This window comes from Colwellia sp. 5_MG-2023 (assembly GCF_030547795.1).
GTDB lineage: Bacteria > Pseudomonadota > Gammaproteobacteria > Enterobacterales > Alteromonadaceae > Colwellia.
The window spans coordinates 107,661-123,915 of the sequence record NZ_JAUOPW010000001.1; the positions used below are offsets into that span (position 1 = coordinate 107,661).

Consider the following 16,255-nt stretch of genomic DNA (forward strand, 5'->3'; position numbering starts at 1 on the left):
CTTATACAAAATAATTTGTTAAACTGAAAATATCACCCTATTAAAAATAAAACGCATGAGCTTAACAAATAAGTTTTTTTCGTTGCTTGGCTTTCCTGAGCCTATTGCTCTGCAGCGCTTCAATAGTAAAAATTCACTGCCTGAAAACGTTGCCCTATTAAGTATAAGTCAGCATATTAACCCAAATATTGAACAGGCCTTATTCCAGCTACCAACGCATATAATTAAAAGTATAGCTGATTTAACCATAAGGCCTATTAAAGCGGTTATTATTGATGCAACCGATTATCTTGATGAAAGTAGCTACCAACAATTATATACAACGATTAAAAGCACACTTAAACAGCTAGATAACAATGCAAAAATATTAATTATTGCTCACCCACAATCAACCAATAGAAGTGAAGATGAAAATACCTTTAGCCAGTCATTAATCGGCTTTAGTAAAAGTTTAGCGAAAGAAGTTGGCAGAAAAGGCAGCACCACTAATGTTATTTTTATTAATGATGAAGCCTATGCGACTCACTCAGCATTATCAAATCCTATAAACTTTTTTTTATCGAGCAAATCTTCCTTTATTAGTGGTCAAACCTTAACAATAAACGCTGAAAATAATTTAATAACCCCTCCTTCGGTGACATCAAAGATTAAAAAAACTGCGGTAGTCACAGGTGTTGGGCAAGGTATTGGCGCAGCGATAGCGACAAAGCTATCTGATGATGGATATTTTGTAATCGGCATTGATATAGAGCCAATGAAGATACAGCTAAACAAGGTAATGAATACCTTACAAGGTGAAAGTGTCATTTTAGATGTCTCCGCAAAGGAGGCAGGAAATAAACTGGTCACCTTAGCTCAAAAGCACGGCGGTTTTGATTTAATCGTACATAATGCCGGCATAACCCGAGATAAAACATTAGCTAAAATGTCAGAAAATTTTTGGCAACAAACCCTAAATATTAACTTACTTGCCGTCATGCGTATTAATAAAACGCTATTATATGAGCAAGCTATTAATCCAGGAGGGCGTATCATTTGCTTATCTTCTATGAATGGTATTGCCGGTCAAGGTGGTCAAACTAATTACGCTTGCTCTAAGGCGGGCATAATTGGCTATGTTCAGAGTATGAATACCAAGTTAGCCCGTGAGAAAATTACGATCAATGCCATAGCTCCAGGTTTTATCGAAACACAAATGACGAAAAAAATGCCTTTTTTTACTCGAGAAATGGGAAGAAGAATGAATGCCTTAGGGCAAGGTGGTTTACCTATTGATGTTGCAGAAGCCGTTAGTTTTTTAGGTGATGAACATAGTTTTGCTATATCAGGACAAACTCTTCGAGTTTGTGGGTTAAATATAATAGGGGCTTAACATACGACTAGTGACAATTTTATGGGCGACTACCGCTAGATTAAAAATTATAGCCTGACATTTATAAATGACCGAAGAGTAGTGTTATTTGCTTTTAATCATGCTTGTAATACCGTTAATATTGTAAAGTTATGTAAAGTTATGTAAATTTCACTAAATCAGTTATTATATGATGAACTTATTACGAGCAATACACTCTATCTGCAAGTACAATAATAACCAGGTTAACTTAACTGCTTAAAATTTGAGTAATCTAGCTAAGGGTGCATATTGCCCTAAATTTAATGTTCTGATAGTGGTAATTTACAAAAGGTAAACAAATGACAAACAATAATTCTCTATATTTTCAATTTAAACAAAATATACCGCTATGGTGTGTTCTACTATTTTCATTCACCTTAATGAGTTGTGGTGGTAGTTCAAGCTCTAAAACAGGCTATGTGCAGTTATATAACTTATCGCCAAATGCCCCTGGAATTTATTTAACAATAGATCAGTATGATGATGACGATTATGTTGAACAAACATATTCTGCAATTACATTTTCTAATACTAGTAGTCGTTTCTCTTATGAACCTGACACTTATGATATTGAATTAGCTTGGCAAAATGAGTTTGGAAATCAAAGCGATTTAGAAATTGTTTATCAAGACCAACTAAAAATCAGCAACGAGAGTGTTGAATTTATTGTTATCTCAGAAGATATTAAAGCGCCACAAGTTTTAGTTTATGAAATTCCTGTTAGAGATGATGATGAACTAAATGATGATAGTGATGATGATCTTTTCAATATTAAAGTTCTTAACATGCATAACTGGTCTGCTGGTTTAGACTTTTATTATTCTGAAGCTGATGAAACATTTAATGAAGCTCAATTACTAAATAAAACAAGCTATACTGAATTATCTGAGAATCAAAAATTAGATCAAGATAGCTATATTTTCTACATCACCTCAGCAGGTGAAAGTGACGTTTTATTCACTTCAGAAGATATCTCATTTCCTTATGCATCTGAGTATATTATTGTAATTAGAGAAAACACAGGTGTAGGTTCATCGCCATTCCTTATTGATATCGTATCTACTTCAACGACACAAGAATTTACAGATTCTGGTGCTGAAGCAAGCTACCGTGTATACAATGGTATTGTAGAAAATGATTTACTACCTGGTTATGAAAAAAATATCGACTTTCATATTAATGCAATTGATGATTCACCGGAAGTTGCTTCACTTGGTTATGGCGAATTTAGTCCATCAACAATTATTGAATCAGGTGATTACAGCATGAATGTCGTTTCAACTGAGAATCAAACTAAAATCATCAGTAACCACTTATTACCATTGAATGAAAATACTGATAAAACAATCTTCCTTTATTTATTAGAAGAAGCTGTAGATGAAGATGGTGATGGCGATATCGATGAAAATGGTGATGGTTATATTGATGAATTAGACATTACACTAAATTCACTTGTTGTTACTAATAGTACTTCTGAGAATATTTATAGTCATGAAATGACTGTAATTAACTTAATTGACCAAGATGAAATCATTGATGATTTCTCTAGTGTTAAAGTATATTTTGTTTTAAATGATGAAATCATTGAAACAGCATCACAAAGTTTAACGACTATTTTTGCAGTACCTACTACAGCTCAACTACTTAACAATACATATTCTATTTATGCTATTGGTAGCCTTGATAGTAGTAACATAGTGCTAGCATCAACTCAGTTAACACTTGATGAAGATAGTACAAACCAATTTATTATTTTAGAGAAAGATGCTGATAGTGCAACTGGATATAAAATGACATTTACTAATCAAAGTAATAATTAATATTATTAGATAAGTAACTGAATATAGAAATGAAAAAGCCTACTTAAAATAATTAAGTAGGCTTTTTTTATGCTAAAAAATCAATAATGGTAAACTAATAACAAGGTCTATCGGCTCGTGCTTACACGCTAGACTGGGTTATCGATATCCACAAAAACAACATCGATATTTTGCTCTTTTGCTAAGTATTCACCTAAAGCTTTAACGCCGTAACGCTCAGTTGCATGATGACCTGCAGCAAAAAAATGTATATCCATTTCATGAGCAATATGTGTAGTCTTTTCTGAAGCTTCACCAGAAATAAAGGCGTCAATGCCCTGCTCTGCTGCTAACTCAATATAATCTTGTCCACCGCCAGTACACCAAGCAACCGTTTTAATTGGCTTATTTGATGGAGGCGCAATATGTAAGCAAGTTCGATTAAGTTTTTCACTAATTTTTTGAGCGAATACATCACTTGAATATTCTTCAGTTAACTCGCCTTGTATAGCAACACTTAACTTATTACCTAACTCAAGTGGTCCAGTGATATCAATGTTTAACAGTTTTGCTAATTGTGCGTTATTACCTAACGTAGGATGAATATCTAATGGTAAATGGTAGGCGAATAAACTAATGTCATTATCAAGTAACGCTTTAATACGCTTATGCTTCATACCTCGAATAACATAAGACTCATTCTTCCAAAAATATCCATGATGAACAAGTATTGCATCAGCTTTCTCATCGATAGCTTTATTAATTAATGCTTGCGACGCTGTTACACCCGTAACTATTTTAGTTATTTCTTCTTTACCTTGTATTTGCAGCCCATTAGGCGCGTAATCCTTTATTATTGCAGGCGTTAATAACTTATCTAAATATTGCTCTAACTCATTTCTATTCATTATTTTTAATCTTTTATAAAACGTACTAAGAATAAAAATATGATACTAGATCATCAGGCATTTATCATGCGTTAACATTAGATCTAACCACTGTACATGATAATTAGTTAGGTAAAAATAATATGTAAATTTGGGATAAGCGACTCTTTAGCTCCGTAATGAATAGCTGTAGTGAATAGTTATATAACTTTGTAGATGATTATTTTTTTGCCGAAACAGAACTGTAAATAAGCACTACAAATAAAGTATTAACAGACAAAAAAACAACTAATAAGCAAGCCAGAATAGGTATTTAGCCAAATCATTGACTTTCTAAAGTCAGGTTTCATACGTCATCCATCAACCAAAAGTAATCAATAAAAGGCAAAGAGATAACACCATACCTCACCAAAGTAGCCATGAGCTTTAACGACTAAAGCTCATAATAATAATAACGGTGAAGTAAACAAGGTAACTGAGCATATTTATAACCAAACTAAAACAGGAACACATGTGAAACTAAAAGCAATCGAAATAAAATAACCGCCAAAAATGGCGACTATTGTACGTAGCAAAACATCATGTTTATGTTCATAATTCAACTAATTAAGTATTAAAAACTATACGTAACTGTCAGCTTAGCATTTCGGCTTTCACCTGGTAAGCCACCTAAGAACATAGCCTTACTATAATAAGTTTCGTTGGCTAAATTTCGTAGATTTAGTTGAACATCAAAGTCTTCACCAGCATAGCTAATCGCACTATCCCAAACAGTATAAGCTTCGATAATTGCATAGTTAATACCAAATGAAGATGAAGAAATAGAGCGTTCATCTTCATAGGTCATACCTATACTAAATTTTATCGGGCTAGCTAAACCATCAAACTGGTGGCTATAGTTGGTCCAAATACTTGCAAATTTTTCAGCAATACCTTTTGTTTGTTCATCGGCCAAACTTAGTGCATTTCCACCTGGCTCAGTAACAGGCTCTTGGTAAGTCGCATTAAAATTCATTGACCATTGTTCGTTAACAGCAAAGTTAATATCAACTTCAATACCCTGCGTGCTATCTTGCTCGTCATAATAATATTCTGGTACATCAATATTAAAAGCAGCATCAGCTGGATCATCTTCATACAATGGATTGTCGTAACGTAAGTTAGTCCGAGCAGTATCAAACAAGACGATCGATCCTAATAAATCTTCATCTAAAGCGGTAAAACGTACACCTAAATCCCAAGATATCGACTCCGAATCTGGACGGTTATCATCTTCAGTCAAACTGCCCAAAACACTGTAAGCAGTTCTCCCTTTTGAATGGTTAATAAATGCGGAGAAATACTTAGAGAATTGATAGTTCACTCCTAAATTATAAGTAAAACCATCATCATCAGCATCAAGCTCAGGACTACCGTCACTAAATTGATTTTGATATGTTTGCTTAACAGAACTATAAGCACCGCCTATTCGCGCCGTTAGTGCTTCATTAAAATAAAGAACTTCCTGTAAACTCAAACCCCAGGCTGTTGCAGATTTATCATATTTACTACGTAACGACGGGCTATAATCTTCGAAAGTTCCCGTTGGCCAATTAGGATCACGAATATCTAAAATATAAGGAACAGCATCACTTCTGGTGTCATCAGCATCCCAAATTGAATATTGTTGATATTCCATGTCACGTTTTTCGTAATTAGCACTTAATAAGTGTTCACCTCTTAAGTTACCAAGACTCCAAGTATTAGATAAATCGGCAAAATACTGTATTGTTTTTTCATCAGCATTTATTTTTCGATATTCTTGGCGGCGTGCGGCATAAGGATAAAGTACGTCATCAAGCACTAAAGGTGCTCTAGGATCAAGATTGATAGTGCCATTACGATCATGATAAATATAATTGTAGGCTGATGTTTGACGAATATAATCTGTAGAGTAAGTTCGATATTGCAATTGATGAGTAAGGGTCCAATCATCGGTAATATTAAGATCTTGACGAAGTTTGATTCTAAACTCTTTACCTTCATTCGGCGTAGAGATAGGTGAAATCAAACCAGTTTCACCTAAATCAAAAGGTTGCCAACCATCAGTAGAAGCTAAAGTACCTGCAAGCTCTTGGCGTTGTGAATCAGTTAGCTGTAGGCCGCCACTGTCAATGTCGCCATTTACCAAGTCAGCAGCAGTAATATTTCCAGGTAATGAATCCACTAAAGTTAAATCAATTAGTCGAACCGGATCACCGATAGAATCTATTTGTACCGCATCATCAATATAAGCAGCAGATAAAAGTATTGTATTGTCGTTTGAAAATGCATGGCTTAATGATGTGTATAGCTCTGAACGTTCAGAGCTTAAACCACGATACCCATCTGAAGTTTCATAATTAGCTACTACGCGATAAGCAGTATCTTCTGTTATACCCGCTGTAGCATCGAACATAACACCGTAATTATCCCATTGACCAACAACGGCTCTTATTTGATAAGCTTCTTCTTGTTGTGGTTTTTTTTCAATTAAGTTAATTACACCACCCGCTGATCCCATGCCATAAAGCCCGGTAGCAGGACCTTTTAATACTTCAATACTTTCAATGTTTGTCATTGAGCGTGTAGGGTTGTAACTATTGTCTAAATCTGCGCCACCATACATACCATCGTACGCGTAGTTTACACCTAAGCCCCTGATAGCTAAATTATCTCCAACGCCATAATTATTACCATCTTGAGATAAACCACTTACATTTCGTAAACTTTCTTGTAATGTAGCCCCTGCTTGTTCACTAATTAACAGTTTGTCGACTACAACTACAGCTGCAGGTGTTTGCATCAAACTCATATTAGATTTAGTTGCAGTGCCTGACTCTAAGATCAATTGATTGTGTCTGCCGTAAATGGTTATTTTTTCAACTTTCTTTTCTTCAGAATTAACTGTATTAGTTTCACCGGCGAAAGTTGGAAGAGAAACAGTTACTAGGATACTGGCGACTGCAGCAGCAATAGGCCATGTTTTTTTCAATTTAAAGTTCATTATGTATAGTCTTTGGGGTTAAGCACCAATTTTTCACGAATGATAATGATTTGCATTAATCATTGCAACAAATTTAGTGATAGATTAGAAAGTTTCTCTCTAAATTTTACCTAAAGACAACGTTTGGAATGTACTTGAAGAATTAATAAACAAATACGTCGATTATAATGACATGGAATTCAGTCAATTCTCGTGTCTTTTCATTATAAGTAACGTCTAGTAATAGAATATGAATTATTTTGAGCATTCAATATTAAGCTTATTTAGCTGATTAACCACCAAGCTTCAATATTATCAAAATAGTTCATTTATCAATAATAGGCAGTTTTTATTTATGGGGAATATTGTTCTTATTTTCGGAGTTAACATTCATGCTAGGAATTTTAACAGGATTAAATTTAGCTCTTATTTGCCATTTCGGTTTTATTGGTGTCAAAGGTAACACCCTTTTTTTCGCTATAATGACATATACTGAACCGACACTTGTTAAATAATTTTTTGCAAAACTATGCCAGTAATTAGCCAAACCATGCTCATTCATTTTTCCTGCTAAACTACTATACAGACAACGTTCATCACTAAGAATTTCAAAACCCATTAATTGTAACCAGTCTTTTACCCGCATAGGCGAAAAGAAATGTTCATTCCAAGGCATTGTTTTTCTTCTATAAGGAATAATACGATTAAGTCCAGCTAAAGAAAATGGGTTAAAACCAGTAATAACAAGATAACCATTAGGAATTAATGCTCTATTTGCTTCGCGAATAACATGATGAGGATCAAGAGAAAATTCTAATACATGGCTAAGTAAGCAAACATCGACACTATGCTCAAGTAAAGGTAAATCATCAAGCTCACAAACAATATCTGTATTGTAATTTTGTTGCGAACCAGAACAAGGATTCGGGCTACAGCTAACCTGGTTTTTTATTGGGCTGTGCTCGCAAGATATTTCATGACTTAAAGCACCTATTTTCAATAAATGATAACCAAAAAACTTTTGCCACCATGGTTCTAAAACGTTTTCAATAGCTGATAAAATTATATCGCCATTGGGTAAGTCTTGCCAAGATTTAGGATAATGGGGTTGTCGAAATGCTAGAGCAGGTTTCATAAATACAAGTTATTTCAATTGGTATTACTGATAATCTCAGTATAATTAACTCTGATTCTTAAGCAAGTTGGAAATTATAAATGAGCACAATCAAATCGAATAATACAGATATCATCAAGGCTTTGCCTGCATTCGCTGATAATTATATCTGGGGCATTACTAATAGCACTAAAGCTGCATTCGTTGACCCTGGTGATGCTGATGTTTGCATTACTTTTTTAGAAGAAAACCAACTCATACTTAATGCTATTTTAATCACTCATCATCATGCAGACCATACAGGCGGTATAAAGAAATTAGTCGCTTATTGCCAACAGCAACAATGGCCTCTCACCATTTATGGGCCAGCAAAAGAGACCATACCACACTGCGATGTTAAATTAACTGAAAATGACATTGTCACGTTACCTGAACTTGAAGTAAGTTTTACCGTTATAGATTTACCTGGACATACTGCTGGTCATATTGCTTACTTTACTCAAGAACAAACTACACCAATTCTGTTTTGTGGTGATACTTTATTTTCTGGTGGTTGTGGTCGACTTTTTGAAGGCACTCCCAAACAAATGCTAACGTCACTAACCAAATTAGCAAACTTACCTGAAAATACAAAAGTCTACTGTGCCCATGAGTATACAGAAGCTAATCTAAAGTTTGCATTAGCAGTAGAGCCAAACAACGAAAATTTAATAAACTATAGTCAGCAAGTTAATAAGTTACGTAATAATAAACAAAGCACTATTCCAACCACTATTAAAGTTGAAAAACAAATTAATCCCTTTTTACGAAGTAATAAGGCGACAATTCAATCCAGTGCTATGGCTTTTGATAATAACACTCAAGCGAATAGTTTAGATGCTTTCACTACAATTAGACGCTGGAAAGACCAATTTTAACGTGTTAGTCTAAAAGCTTGTGCGCTGTAAAGTGCTACTTAATGTTCTTTCCCTTACAAATTATCACTGGTTATTCATGAAATATTTTTTATTCCCTGCATTCATTTTTCTTAGTGGCTGCCAAAGCACATTATTGTCGCACGATAATAACAACACAGAAAACAACACTAACCAAGCAGAATATATAGCTTCTGCCACTGAAATAAACCAAGCGCTACTCTTTGATGAAAATATTGATGTTATGCATCCTGTTGACGATGTAGATTTTTCATTGTCAAACAAAACGACATTACAACAAAATAATGTTTGGCATCGAATTAGGCAGCAATTTACTTTTGATGTACCTGAAAACGAGCGTGTTATAGCGCAACGTGATTGGTACGTAAAACACCCAAGCTATTTAACACGAATAGGTAAACGAGCTGAGCCATTCTTGTACTATATCGTAGAGGAATTAGAGAAAAACAATGTTCCTATCGAACTTGCTTTATTACCGATTGTTGAAAGTGCATTTGACCCTTTTGCTTATTCTCATGGTAGAGCTTCCGGGATGTGGCAATTTATTCCAGGTACCGGAACACGTTTTGGTATGAAGCAAAACTGGTGGTATGACGGCCGCCGTGATGTTATTGCATCTACTGAAGGTGCTATAGCGTATATGAAATATTTGCATAAATTCTTCGATGGAGATTGGCTACTTGCCCTAGCAGCTTACAACTCAGGTGAAGGCCGAGTACAACGTGCGGTAAGAAAAAATAAAAGAATGGGTAAAAATACAGACTTTTGGTCATTAGATTTACCTAAAGAGACTAAAGCCTACGTCCCTAAATTATTAGCGCTCGCTGATATCATTAAGCGTCCTGAACAGTTTAACCTTAGCCTTTATAAAATATCGAATGAAGAAGTAATTAGCCAAGTTGATATAGGATCACAGCTCGATTTAGCTAAAGCCGCTAGTTTAGCTGGCTTATCATTAACTGAATTACAACGTTTAAATCCCGGTTTTAACCGCTGGTCAACAGATCCTGAAGGCCCTCACCGCTTAGTTTTACCTAAACATAAAGTTGATAGTTTTGAAGTTAACTTAGCAAAACTGGAAAAAAGTGAACGATTAGATTGGCAACGTTATAAGATAAAGTCAGGTGATAATTTAGGTCGAATTGCTAAAAAGTTTCATACTAACATAGACTTAATCCGAAAAGTAAATAACATTGAAGGTAATCAAATAAGAGCTGGAAAGCATTTATTAATTCCTGTTGCAGCCAAATCACTTGATAGTTATATTTTATCTCAAGATCAACGTATTGCTTCAAAACAAGCTAAACCACAGCAAGGATTGAAAAAAACTCATACTGTTGTCGCTGGAGATAACCTTTGGGATATTGGACGCCGTTATAAAGTTAACAGCAATAATATAGCTAAATGGAATGGCATTGCGCCACGTGACACATTAAAACTAGGCCAAAAACTTGTTATTTGGCAAAAAACACAAGCATCCACTAAACGTGATGAAGTAACAAGAATTAATGCAAGTGTAGAACAAGCTGTTATGCGCAATATCACTTATAAAGTTCGCAGCGGAGACTCTTTTGCACGAATCGCAAGTAAGTTTAATGTGCGTATCAGTGATATTGAACGTTGGAATAGTTTAAGCAGAAGTAAATATTTACAACCTGGACAAAAACTAAAACTGTCTATTGATGTGACAAATAATATTTAAATATACGCTTAAAGCTTTAAGGGTATTTATTCATCTATTTTAATAAGATGTCATATTAAACGTGAATAAATACCTTTTACTCATATAACTTAGTTAGCGTTATAAGCGCTGACTATCAAAATCAATGAAAAAATCTTGTTGTTGAACCTTGTCTGCAATAAGAATTTTTACCGTAAACCATAATCGCCACGTCATCACATCTTCACTACAATTAGCAAGTAAACTTTCAGCAACCATGCCATTATTTTGGCCCTCTTTGAAAAAAACAGGTATCTTTCCCATAAACATACTTTTACCTTCAAGATAACTTGCGATGCTCTGTATTTTATATTTTTCACCTAAAGCATCAAAATGCAACTGTATATAAAAAGGCAATTCTGTTTTAATTTTTCCTTCTTGAGCCACTTGCGAAAATTGAATATCAAAATGACCTGTATCAACACTTACCCGACACTGGCTTTGACTAGCTAAACAAACAAATGAAGAAGGTTGCAATTTGATATCATTGGTAGAAACTGGTGTTACTGGTTTACAAGCAAATATCGTAAAAATAAATGCTAAAAAAACAAAAATTCTGTTCATTATAACTTTCTAAGTTCAAGCAAAAAGCGAATACTTACTTGACTCCATTAAACTAAAAAAATACATACTTATGCCACTTCAATTAACATAAACATACACGTAATAACATTAAGATACCATATCGTCCTAGTTACCAACATTGAGACAACCAAGAGTGAAATAATCAGACCTAAAATAATGTCAGGTTATGATACCTCAAGCCCGCAACTATTTATAAGAACATTACAACTAAGGTTTCATTTCAATAATTAGTGCTTTTATTCAAAAAATATAAAAATCAATTTAAATAAAGCCCATTACTTGCTTTATAACTAATATTTTTTTTCTATATTATCAAAAGAAATATTAGTTATACTGATAACTATAAAAGATTGCGCTTTTACACAATAGTATTGAAAGAGAATAAACTTAACATACGCGTTTTATTTCACATTTAAACAAAACCGACAATATGCCCCTAAAAAACAAAAAACTTAAAATAAATAAACTTTTCATCAACTTAAGTCAACATATAAAATTATGAACGAATGAGATGATTGTTTTTTACTGGCTAATATTGTCTGGCTTTTATATTTTTTATTTATCAAAACAATAAGTCAGTAATTAGACAACAAGTTTAAATGTTTTGTTTTAATGGAGTTAATAGCCCTGTAACTTGATCTAAGTCAAATTTAAACGAATGCAACAGTTGATTTATAACACCACCAAGAGGTAAAATTGCTTTGCATATATACCATTTAGCTCGATTTTTTGAATATATCAATGCCATTTGACATGCAAATATAAATAGTAAAAATATAGTTCGTTTTTATAACTGAATTTAATGATAACGACGTTGTAAAAACTATTCTCTTAATAATAACACTGCGGAATACAAAACATGACTCAAAGTAATACGTCAGCAGTAGACTACAACTTCAATGTTGTACGTCAATTTACTGTAATGACCGTAATCTGGGGGATCGTTGGTACACTCGTAGGTGTACTCATCGCGGCACAATTAATTTGGCCTGCGTTAAACTTCGATACACCTTGGTTAACCTACTCTCGTCTTCGCCCACTTCATACTAATGCGGTAATTTTTGCCTTTGGTACAAGTGCCTTATTTGCAACTTCCTATTATGTGGTACAACGAACCTCTCAAGTACGATTGTTTGGTGGTAAGTTAGCTGCTTTCACTTTTTGGGGTTGGCAAGCGGTTATTCTATCCGCGATTATATCCTTACCTTTAGGTTATACTTCAACGAAAGAATACGCAGAGTTAGAATGGCCAATCGACATTCTTATTACTATCGTTTGGGTTTCATACGCTATCGTATTTTTCGGTACGTTAATTAAGCGTAAAGTTTCACATATTTATGTTGCTAACTGGTTCTTCGGCGCTTTCATTATCACTGTAGCTGTTTTACATATTGGTAATTCAATGGTTATTCCTATTGCAGGTATGAAATCATACTCCATCTATCCTGGAGCAATTGATGCCATGATGCAGTGGTGGTATGGACATAATGCCGTAGGCTTCTTATTAACCGCAGGTTTCTTGGGCATAATGTATTACTTTGTTCCAAAACAAGCGGAACGTCCTGTATATTCTTACCGTTTATCTATTGTTCACTTTTGGGCATTAGTTTCACTATACATTTGGGCTGGTCCACATCATTTGCATTACACTGCTTTACCTGATTGGGCTCAATCTGTTGGTATGGTTATGTCTATTGTATTATTCCTTCCATCTTGGGGTGGTATGATTAACGGTATAATGACACTATCTGGTGCTTGGCATAAACTTCGTCATGATCCTATTTTACGCTTCTTAATCGTTTCTCTTTCTTTCTACGGTATGTCTACCTTCGAAGGACCAATGATGGCAATTAAGTCAGTAAACGCGTTATCTCACTACACAGATTGGACTGTTGGTCACGTACATTCAGGTGCTTTAGGTTGGGTTGCAATGGTTTCAATTGGTGCAATGTATCACTTAATTCCGTTACTATTTAATCAAGGTCGCATGTACAGCATACGCTTAATCAACGTTCATTTTTGGATGCATACAGCAGGTATAGTACTTTATATTGTGGCTATGTGGATTTCAGGTGTTATGCAAGGATTAATGTGGCGTGCAGTAAATACTGACGGTACCTTAACTTACAGCTTTGTTGAGAGCTTAACAGCTTCATACCCATTCTACTTTATTCGTTTCTTAGGTGGTGTTCTCGTTGTAGCAGGTTTCATCTTAATGGCTTACAACATGTTTAAAACTATTGGTGCTAAAGACGGAAGTCTTAAAGCCATTGAAACAGCTTAAGGAGAATAAACATGAAAAATAACCATGAAAAAGTTGAAAAAAATGTTGGTTTGTTCTTTCTTTTCACTGTGTTGGCTATCAGCATTGGTGGATTAGTAGAAATAACACCTTTGTTTTTTCAAAAAGAAACAACAACACCTGTTGATAATTTAAAGCCATATACAGCATTACAAATGGAAGGCCGTGATATTTACATACGCGAAGGTTGTAGTAACTGTCATAGTCAAATGATCCGTCCATTCAGAGCTGAAACTGAGCGTTATGGTCACTATAGCGTTGCCGGTGAATCAGTTTGGGAACATCCTTTCTTATGGGGTTCTAAACGTACTGGTCCTGATTTAGCTCGTGTTGGCGGTCGTTACAGTGATGATTGGCATATTGCTCATCTAACTGATCCTCGTTCAGTTGTACCTGAGTCAAATATGCCTGCTTATAGCTGGTTAAACGTTAATACACTTGATGGTGAGTTAACAGGTAAAAAGCTTGAAACATTTAATTGGTTAACACGTAATCGTAGCCATAAAGATGAGAATGGGAACCCTATTCCTCTTTATACTCAGGAAGAGATTGATGGCGCTAAAGATGCGGTTAAAGGTAAAACTGAAATGAGTGCCTTGATTGCCTACTTGCAATCACTTGGCCACGCATTGAAGTAAACTGATTATGATGGAATATGGAACACTTAGAGGGTTAATTGCCCTCCTTATATTGGCATTATTTATTATAATTGTAGTTTGGTCATATTCAAAAAAACGTAAGTCTTCATTTGATAAAGTTGCTAACTCTATTTTTGAAGAAGACGACGTTTTAAAAGAACAAACTATGAAAAACGATAAAACACGCCATTTTGATACAGATAGCAAACAGGAGACTAATAATAATGTCTAGCTTCTGGAGTATTTGGGTTTGGGTTCTTACCTTGGGATCACTAGTAGCTTATGTTTTTCTACTACGTTGGTGTTTAAAGAACTTTACAGGTGTTAAAGAAGGTGAGTCAATGGGACACAGCTTCGATGGCATTGAAGAATTAAACAATCCGCTACCTAAGTGGTGGAGTACGTTTTTCTTATTAACAATTATTTGGGCATTTGGTTATATTGCTCTTTACGGGTTAGGAGGCTGGTCTGGTCTTTTAGGTTGGAAGAGTTCAAACCAAGGTATTCTAAATATTGCTGAATCAAAGGCAAAAACAATAGAAAATTTAGCTAAAGATTCAGGTGTTTTAGTTCAATATGACCGTGAAGTTGCGCAAGCAAACGAAAAATATGGTCCAATTTTTGAAGCTTATGCTGCACGTACAATTGAAGACTTGTCGACAGATAGCGAAGCATTAAAAGTAGGTCAACGTTTATTTATTCAGAACTGTGCTCAATGTCATGGCTCTGATGCTCACGGTACAACAGGCTTCCCTAACTTAGCTGATAAAGATTGGTTATATGGTGGTACACCAGAGAAAATCAAAGAAACTATCATGCATGGTCGAAAAGCATCAGGAATGGCGGCATGGTCTAACGTTCTTGGTGGTGAATCAGGTGTTAAAGAAGTAGCAGCTTATGTTATTAGCTTAAGCGGCCGTTCAGTTAACCCTGATCTTGCAAAAGCAGGTAAAGAGAAGTTTGCTCTTTGTGCAAGTTGTCATGGTCCTGATGGACAAGGTAGTTTAGCACTTGGTTTACCTATGGGTGCTCCAAACTTATCTGATAATATTTGGTTATATGGTGGCTCTCAACGCGCAATTGAAGAATCAATTCGCAATGGTCGTGCTGGCGTTATGCCTCCTTGGAAAGATATTTTAGGTGAACAGAAAGTACATGTAATAAGTGCTTATGTTTACTCACTTTCTCAAGATTAAAATTTAAGAAATAATCAAAACATTACATAGTTTGTAACAACCTATGTAAGTTACAAAAACCCTAGGTAACACATTGTTAACTAGGGTTTTTTATTATTAAATCTTACTAAAGAAAAGTAGCTCAAAAGGTAGATAAGCGCTATAATATGCGTCAAATTTAACCTATTGAATATTGTTATATATTATGAAAACATCTTGGTATCGTGAGCCTTGGGCTTGGTTAGTTTTTTTTCTTCCATTTTCTGCTGTTGTTGCAGGAACTATCACTTATGTAATTGCCAATACTGATCCGGATACGCTTGTTGTTGGTGACTATTACAAAACAGGTAAAGCCATTAATTTACAAGTTGCAAAGGTTAAACGAGCACAAAAGCTAGGAATACGCTTTACATTACAGCTTACTAATAATGAACTTATAATAGAGCCAACGGGTATTGAAAAAACATTTTCATTGCTCAATGTTAGTTTTTTTCACCCAACGCAAGAAAGCAAAGACTTTTCTTTAGCTTTAACACCTGATGGTAATGGTTATTTTAGACATAGTTTTGATCATGATATTTCGGGGAAATGGAAAATAACTATGTCTCCATTTGATAATGACTGGAAAATCCAAGAAACCATTGTATTACCTCAAAGTACTGTTATTGACATCATTCCCGATCCAACTAAAGCACAATAAACT

13 protein-coding genes are annotated in these 16,255 nt (G+C 34.7%); 9 read left to right on the forward strand and 4 right to left on the reverse strand.

What is annotated here, in order from left to right; all coding sequences use genetic code 11:
* Positions 1 to 55 precede the first annotated feature (55 nt).
* Positions 56 to 1,372 (forward strand): 3-oxoacyl-ACP reductase, encoded by a 1,317-nt coding sequence (locus tag Q4496_RS00435; RefSeq protein WP_303609746.1) that lies wholly within the window; start codon positions 56 to 58, stop codon positions 1,370 to 1,372.
* 320 nt (positions 1,373 to 1,692) lie between these two features.
* Positions 1,693 to 3,213 carry a hypothetical protein gene (locus tag Q4496_RS00440; protein WP_215972428.1) on the forward strand — a complete coding sequence of 507 codons (1,521 nt, stop codon included), beginning with the start codon at positions 1,693 to 1,695 and terminating at the stop codon, positions 3,211 to 3,213.
* Between the two features lie 128 nt (positions 3,214 to 3,341).
* On the opposite strand, the gene Q4496_RS00445 is transcribed toward Q4496_RS00440, so the two are convergent.
* The 3 genes from Q4496_RS00445 to Q4496_RS00455 form a co-directional block, all read right to left on the reverse strand.
* A complete protein-coding gene (locus Q4496_RS00445; protein WP_303609747.1) occupies positions 3,342 to 4,100 on the reverse strand; it encodes a Nif3-like dinuclear metal center hexameric protein in 759 nt (252 codons plus the stop codon).
* A 592-nt stretch (positions 4,101 to 4,692) separates the two neighbouring features.
* Positions 4,693 to 7,104 (reverse strand): TonB-dependent siderophore receptor, encoded by a 2,412-nt coding sequence (locus Q4496_RS00450; RefSeq protein ID WP_215972426.1) that lies wholly within the window; start codon positions 7,102 to 7,104, stop codon positions 4,693 to 4,695.
* Positions 7,105 to 7,432: 328 nt separating this feature from the next.
* Positions 7,433 to 8,218, reverse strand: coding sequence for a class I SAM-dependent methyltransferase (locus Q4496_RS00455; protein ID WP_215972425.1), 786 nt, complete (start codon positions 8,216 to 8,218; stop codon positions 7,433 to 7,435).
* Positions 8,219 to 8,298: 80 nt separating this feature from the next.
* On the opposite strand from Q4496_RS00455, the gene gloB reads away from it, so the two are divergent.
* Both gloB and Q4496_RS00465 read left to right on the forward strand, forming a co-directional pair.
* Positions 8,299 to 9,114: a hydroxyacylglutathione hydrolase gene (gloB, locus tag Q4496_RS00460; protein WP_303609748.1), complete on the forward strand. Its 816-nt coding sequence runs from the start codon at positions 8,299 to 8,301 to the stop codon at positions 9,112 to 9,114.
* Positions 9,115 to 9,190: 76 nt separating this feature from the next.
* Positions 9,191 to 10,834 (forward strand): LysM peptidoglycan-binding domain-containing protein, encoded by a 1,644-nt coding sequence (locus Q4496_RS00465; RefSeq protein WP_303601647.1) that lies wholly within the window; start codon positions 9,191 to 9,193, stop codon positions 10,832 to 10,834.
* Between the two features lie 99 nt (positions 10,835 to 10,933).
* On the opposite strand, the gene Q4496_RS00470 is transcribed toward Q4496_RS00465, so the two are convergent.
* On the reverse strand, positions 10,934 to 11,416 hold the full coding sequence (locus tag Q4496_RS00470; protein WP_215972422.1) for a hypothetical protein: 483 nt from the start codon (positions 11,414 to 11,416) through the stop codon (positions 10,934 to 10,936).
* Positions 11,417 to 12,296: 880 nt separating this feature from the next.
* On the opposite strand from Q4496_RS00470, the gene ccoN reads away from it, so the two are divergent.
* The 5 genes from ccoN to Q4496_RS00495 all read left to right on the forward strand — a co-directional run bounded on the left by ccoN (position 12,297) and on the right by Q4496_RS00495 (position 16,252).
* The gene (gene ccoN / locus Q4496_RS00475) at positions 12,297 to 13,721 is read left to right on the forward strand and encodes a cytochrome-c oxidase, cbb3-type subunit I (RefSeq protein WP_215972421.1); all 1,425 of its coding nucleotides are present in this window, start codon (positions 12,297 to 12,299) and stop codon (positions 13,719 to 13,721) included.
* Between the two features lie 11 nt (positions 13,722 to 13,732).
* On the forward strand, positions 13,733 to 14,377 hold the full coding sequence (gene ccoO / locus Q4496_RS00480; protein WP_215972420.1) for a cytochrome-c oxidase, cbb3-type subunit II: 645 nt from the start codon (positions 13,733 to 13,735) through the stop codon (positions 14,375 to 14,377).
* A 10-nt stretch (positions 14,378 to 14,387) separates the two neighbouring features.
* Positions 14,388 to 14,609: a CcoQ/FixQ family Cbb3-type cytochrome c oxidase assembly chaperone gene (locus Q4496_RS00485; protein ID WP_215972506.1), complete on the forward strand. Its 222-nt coding sequence runs from the start codon at positions 14,388 to 14,390 to the stop codon at positions 14,607 to 14,609.
* A complete protein-coding gene (ccoP, locus tag Q4496_RS00490; RefSeq protein WP_215972419.1) occupies positions 14,602 to 15,573 on the forward strand; it encodes a cytochrome-c oxidase, cbb3-type subunit III in 972 nt (323 codons plus the stop codon). Before Q4496_RS00485 ends, ccoP begins: the two co-directional genes overlap by 8 nt.
* A gap of 184 nt (positions 15,574 to 15,757) precedes the next feature.
* Positions 15,758 to 16,252, forward strand: a complete 495-nt coding sequence (locus Q4496_RS00495) for a FixH family protein (protein ID WP_215972418.1) — start codon at positions 15,758 to 15,760, stop codon at positions 16,250 to 16,252.
* Positions 16,253 to 16,255 lie beyond the last annotated feature (3 nt).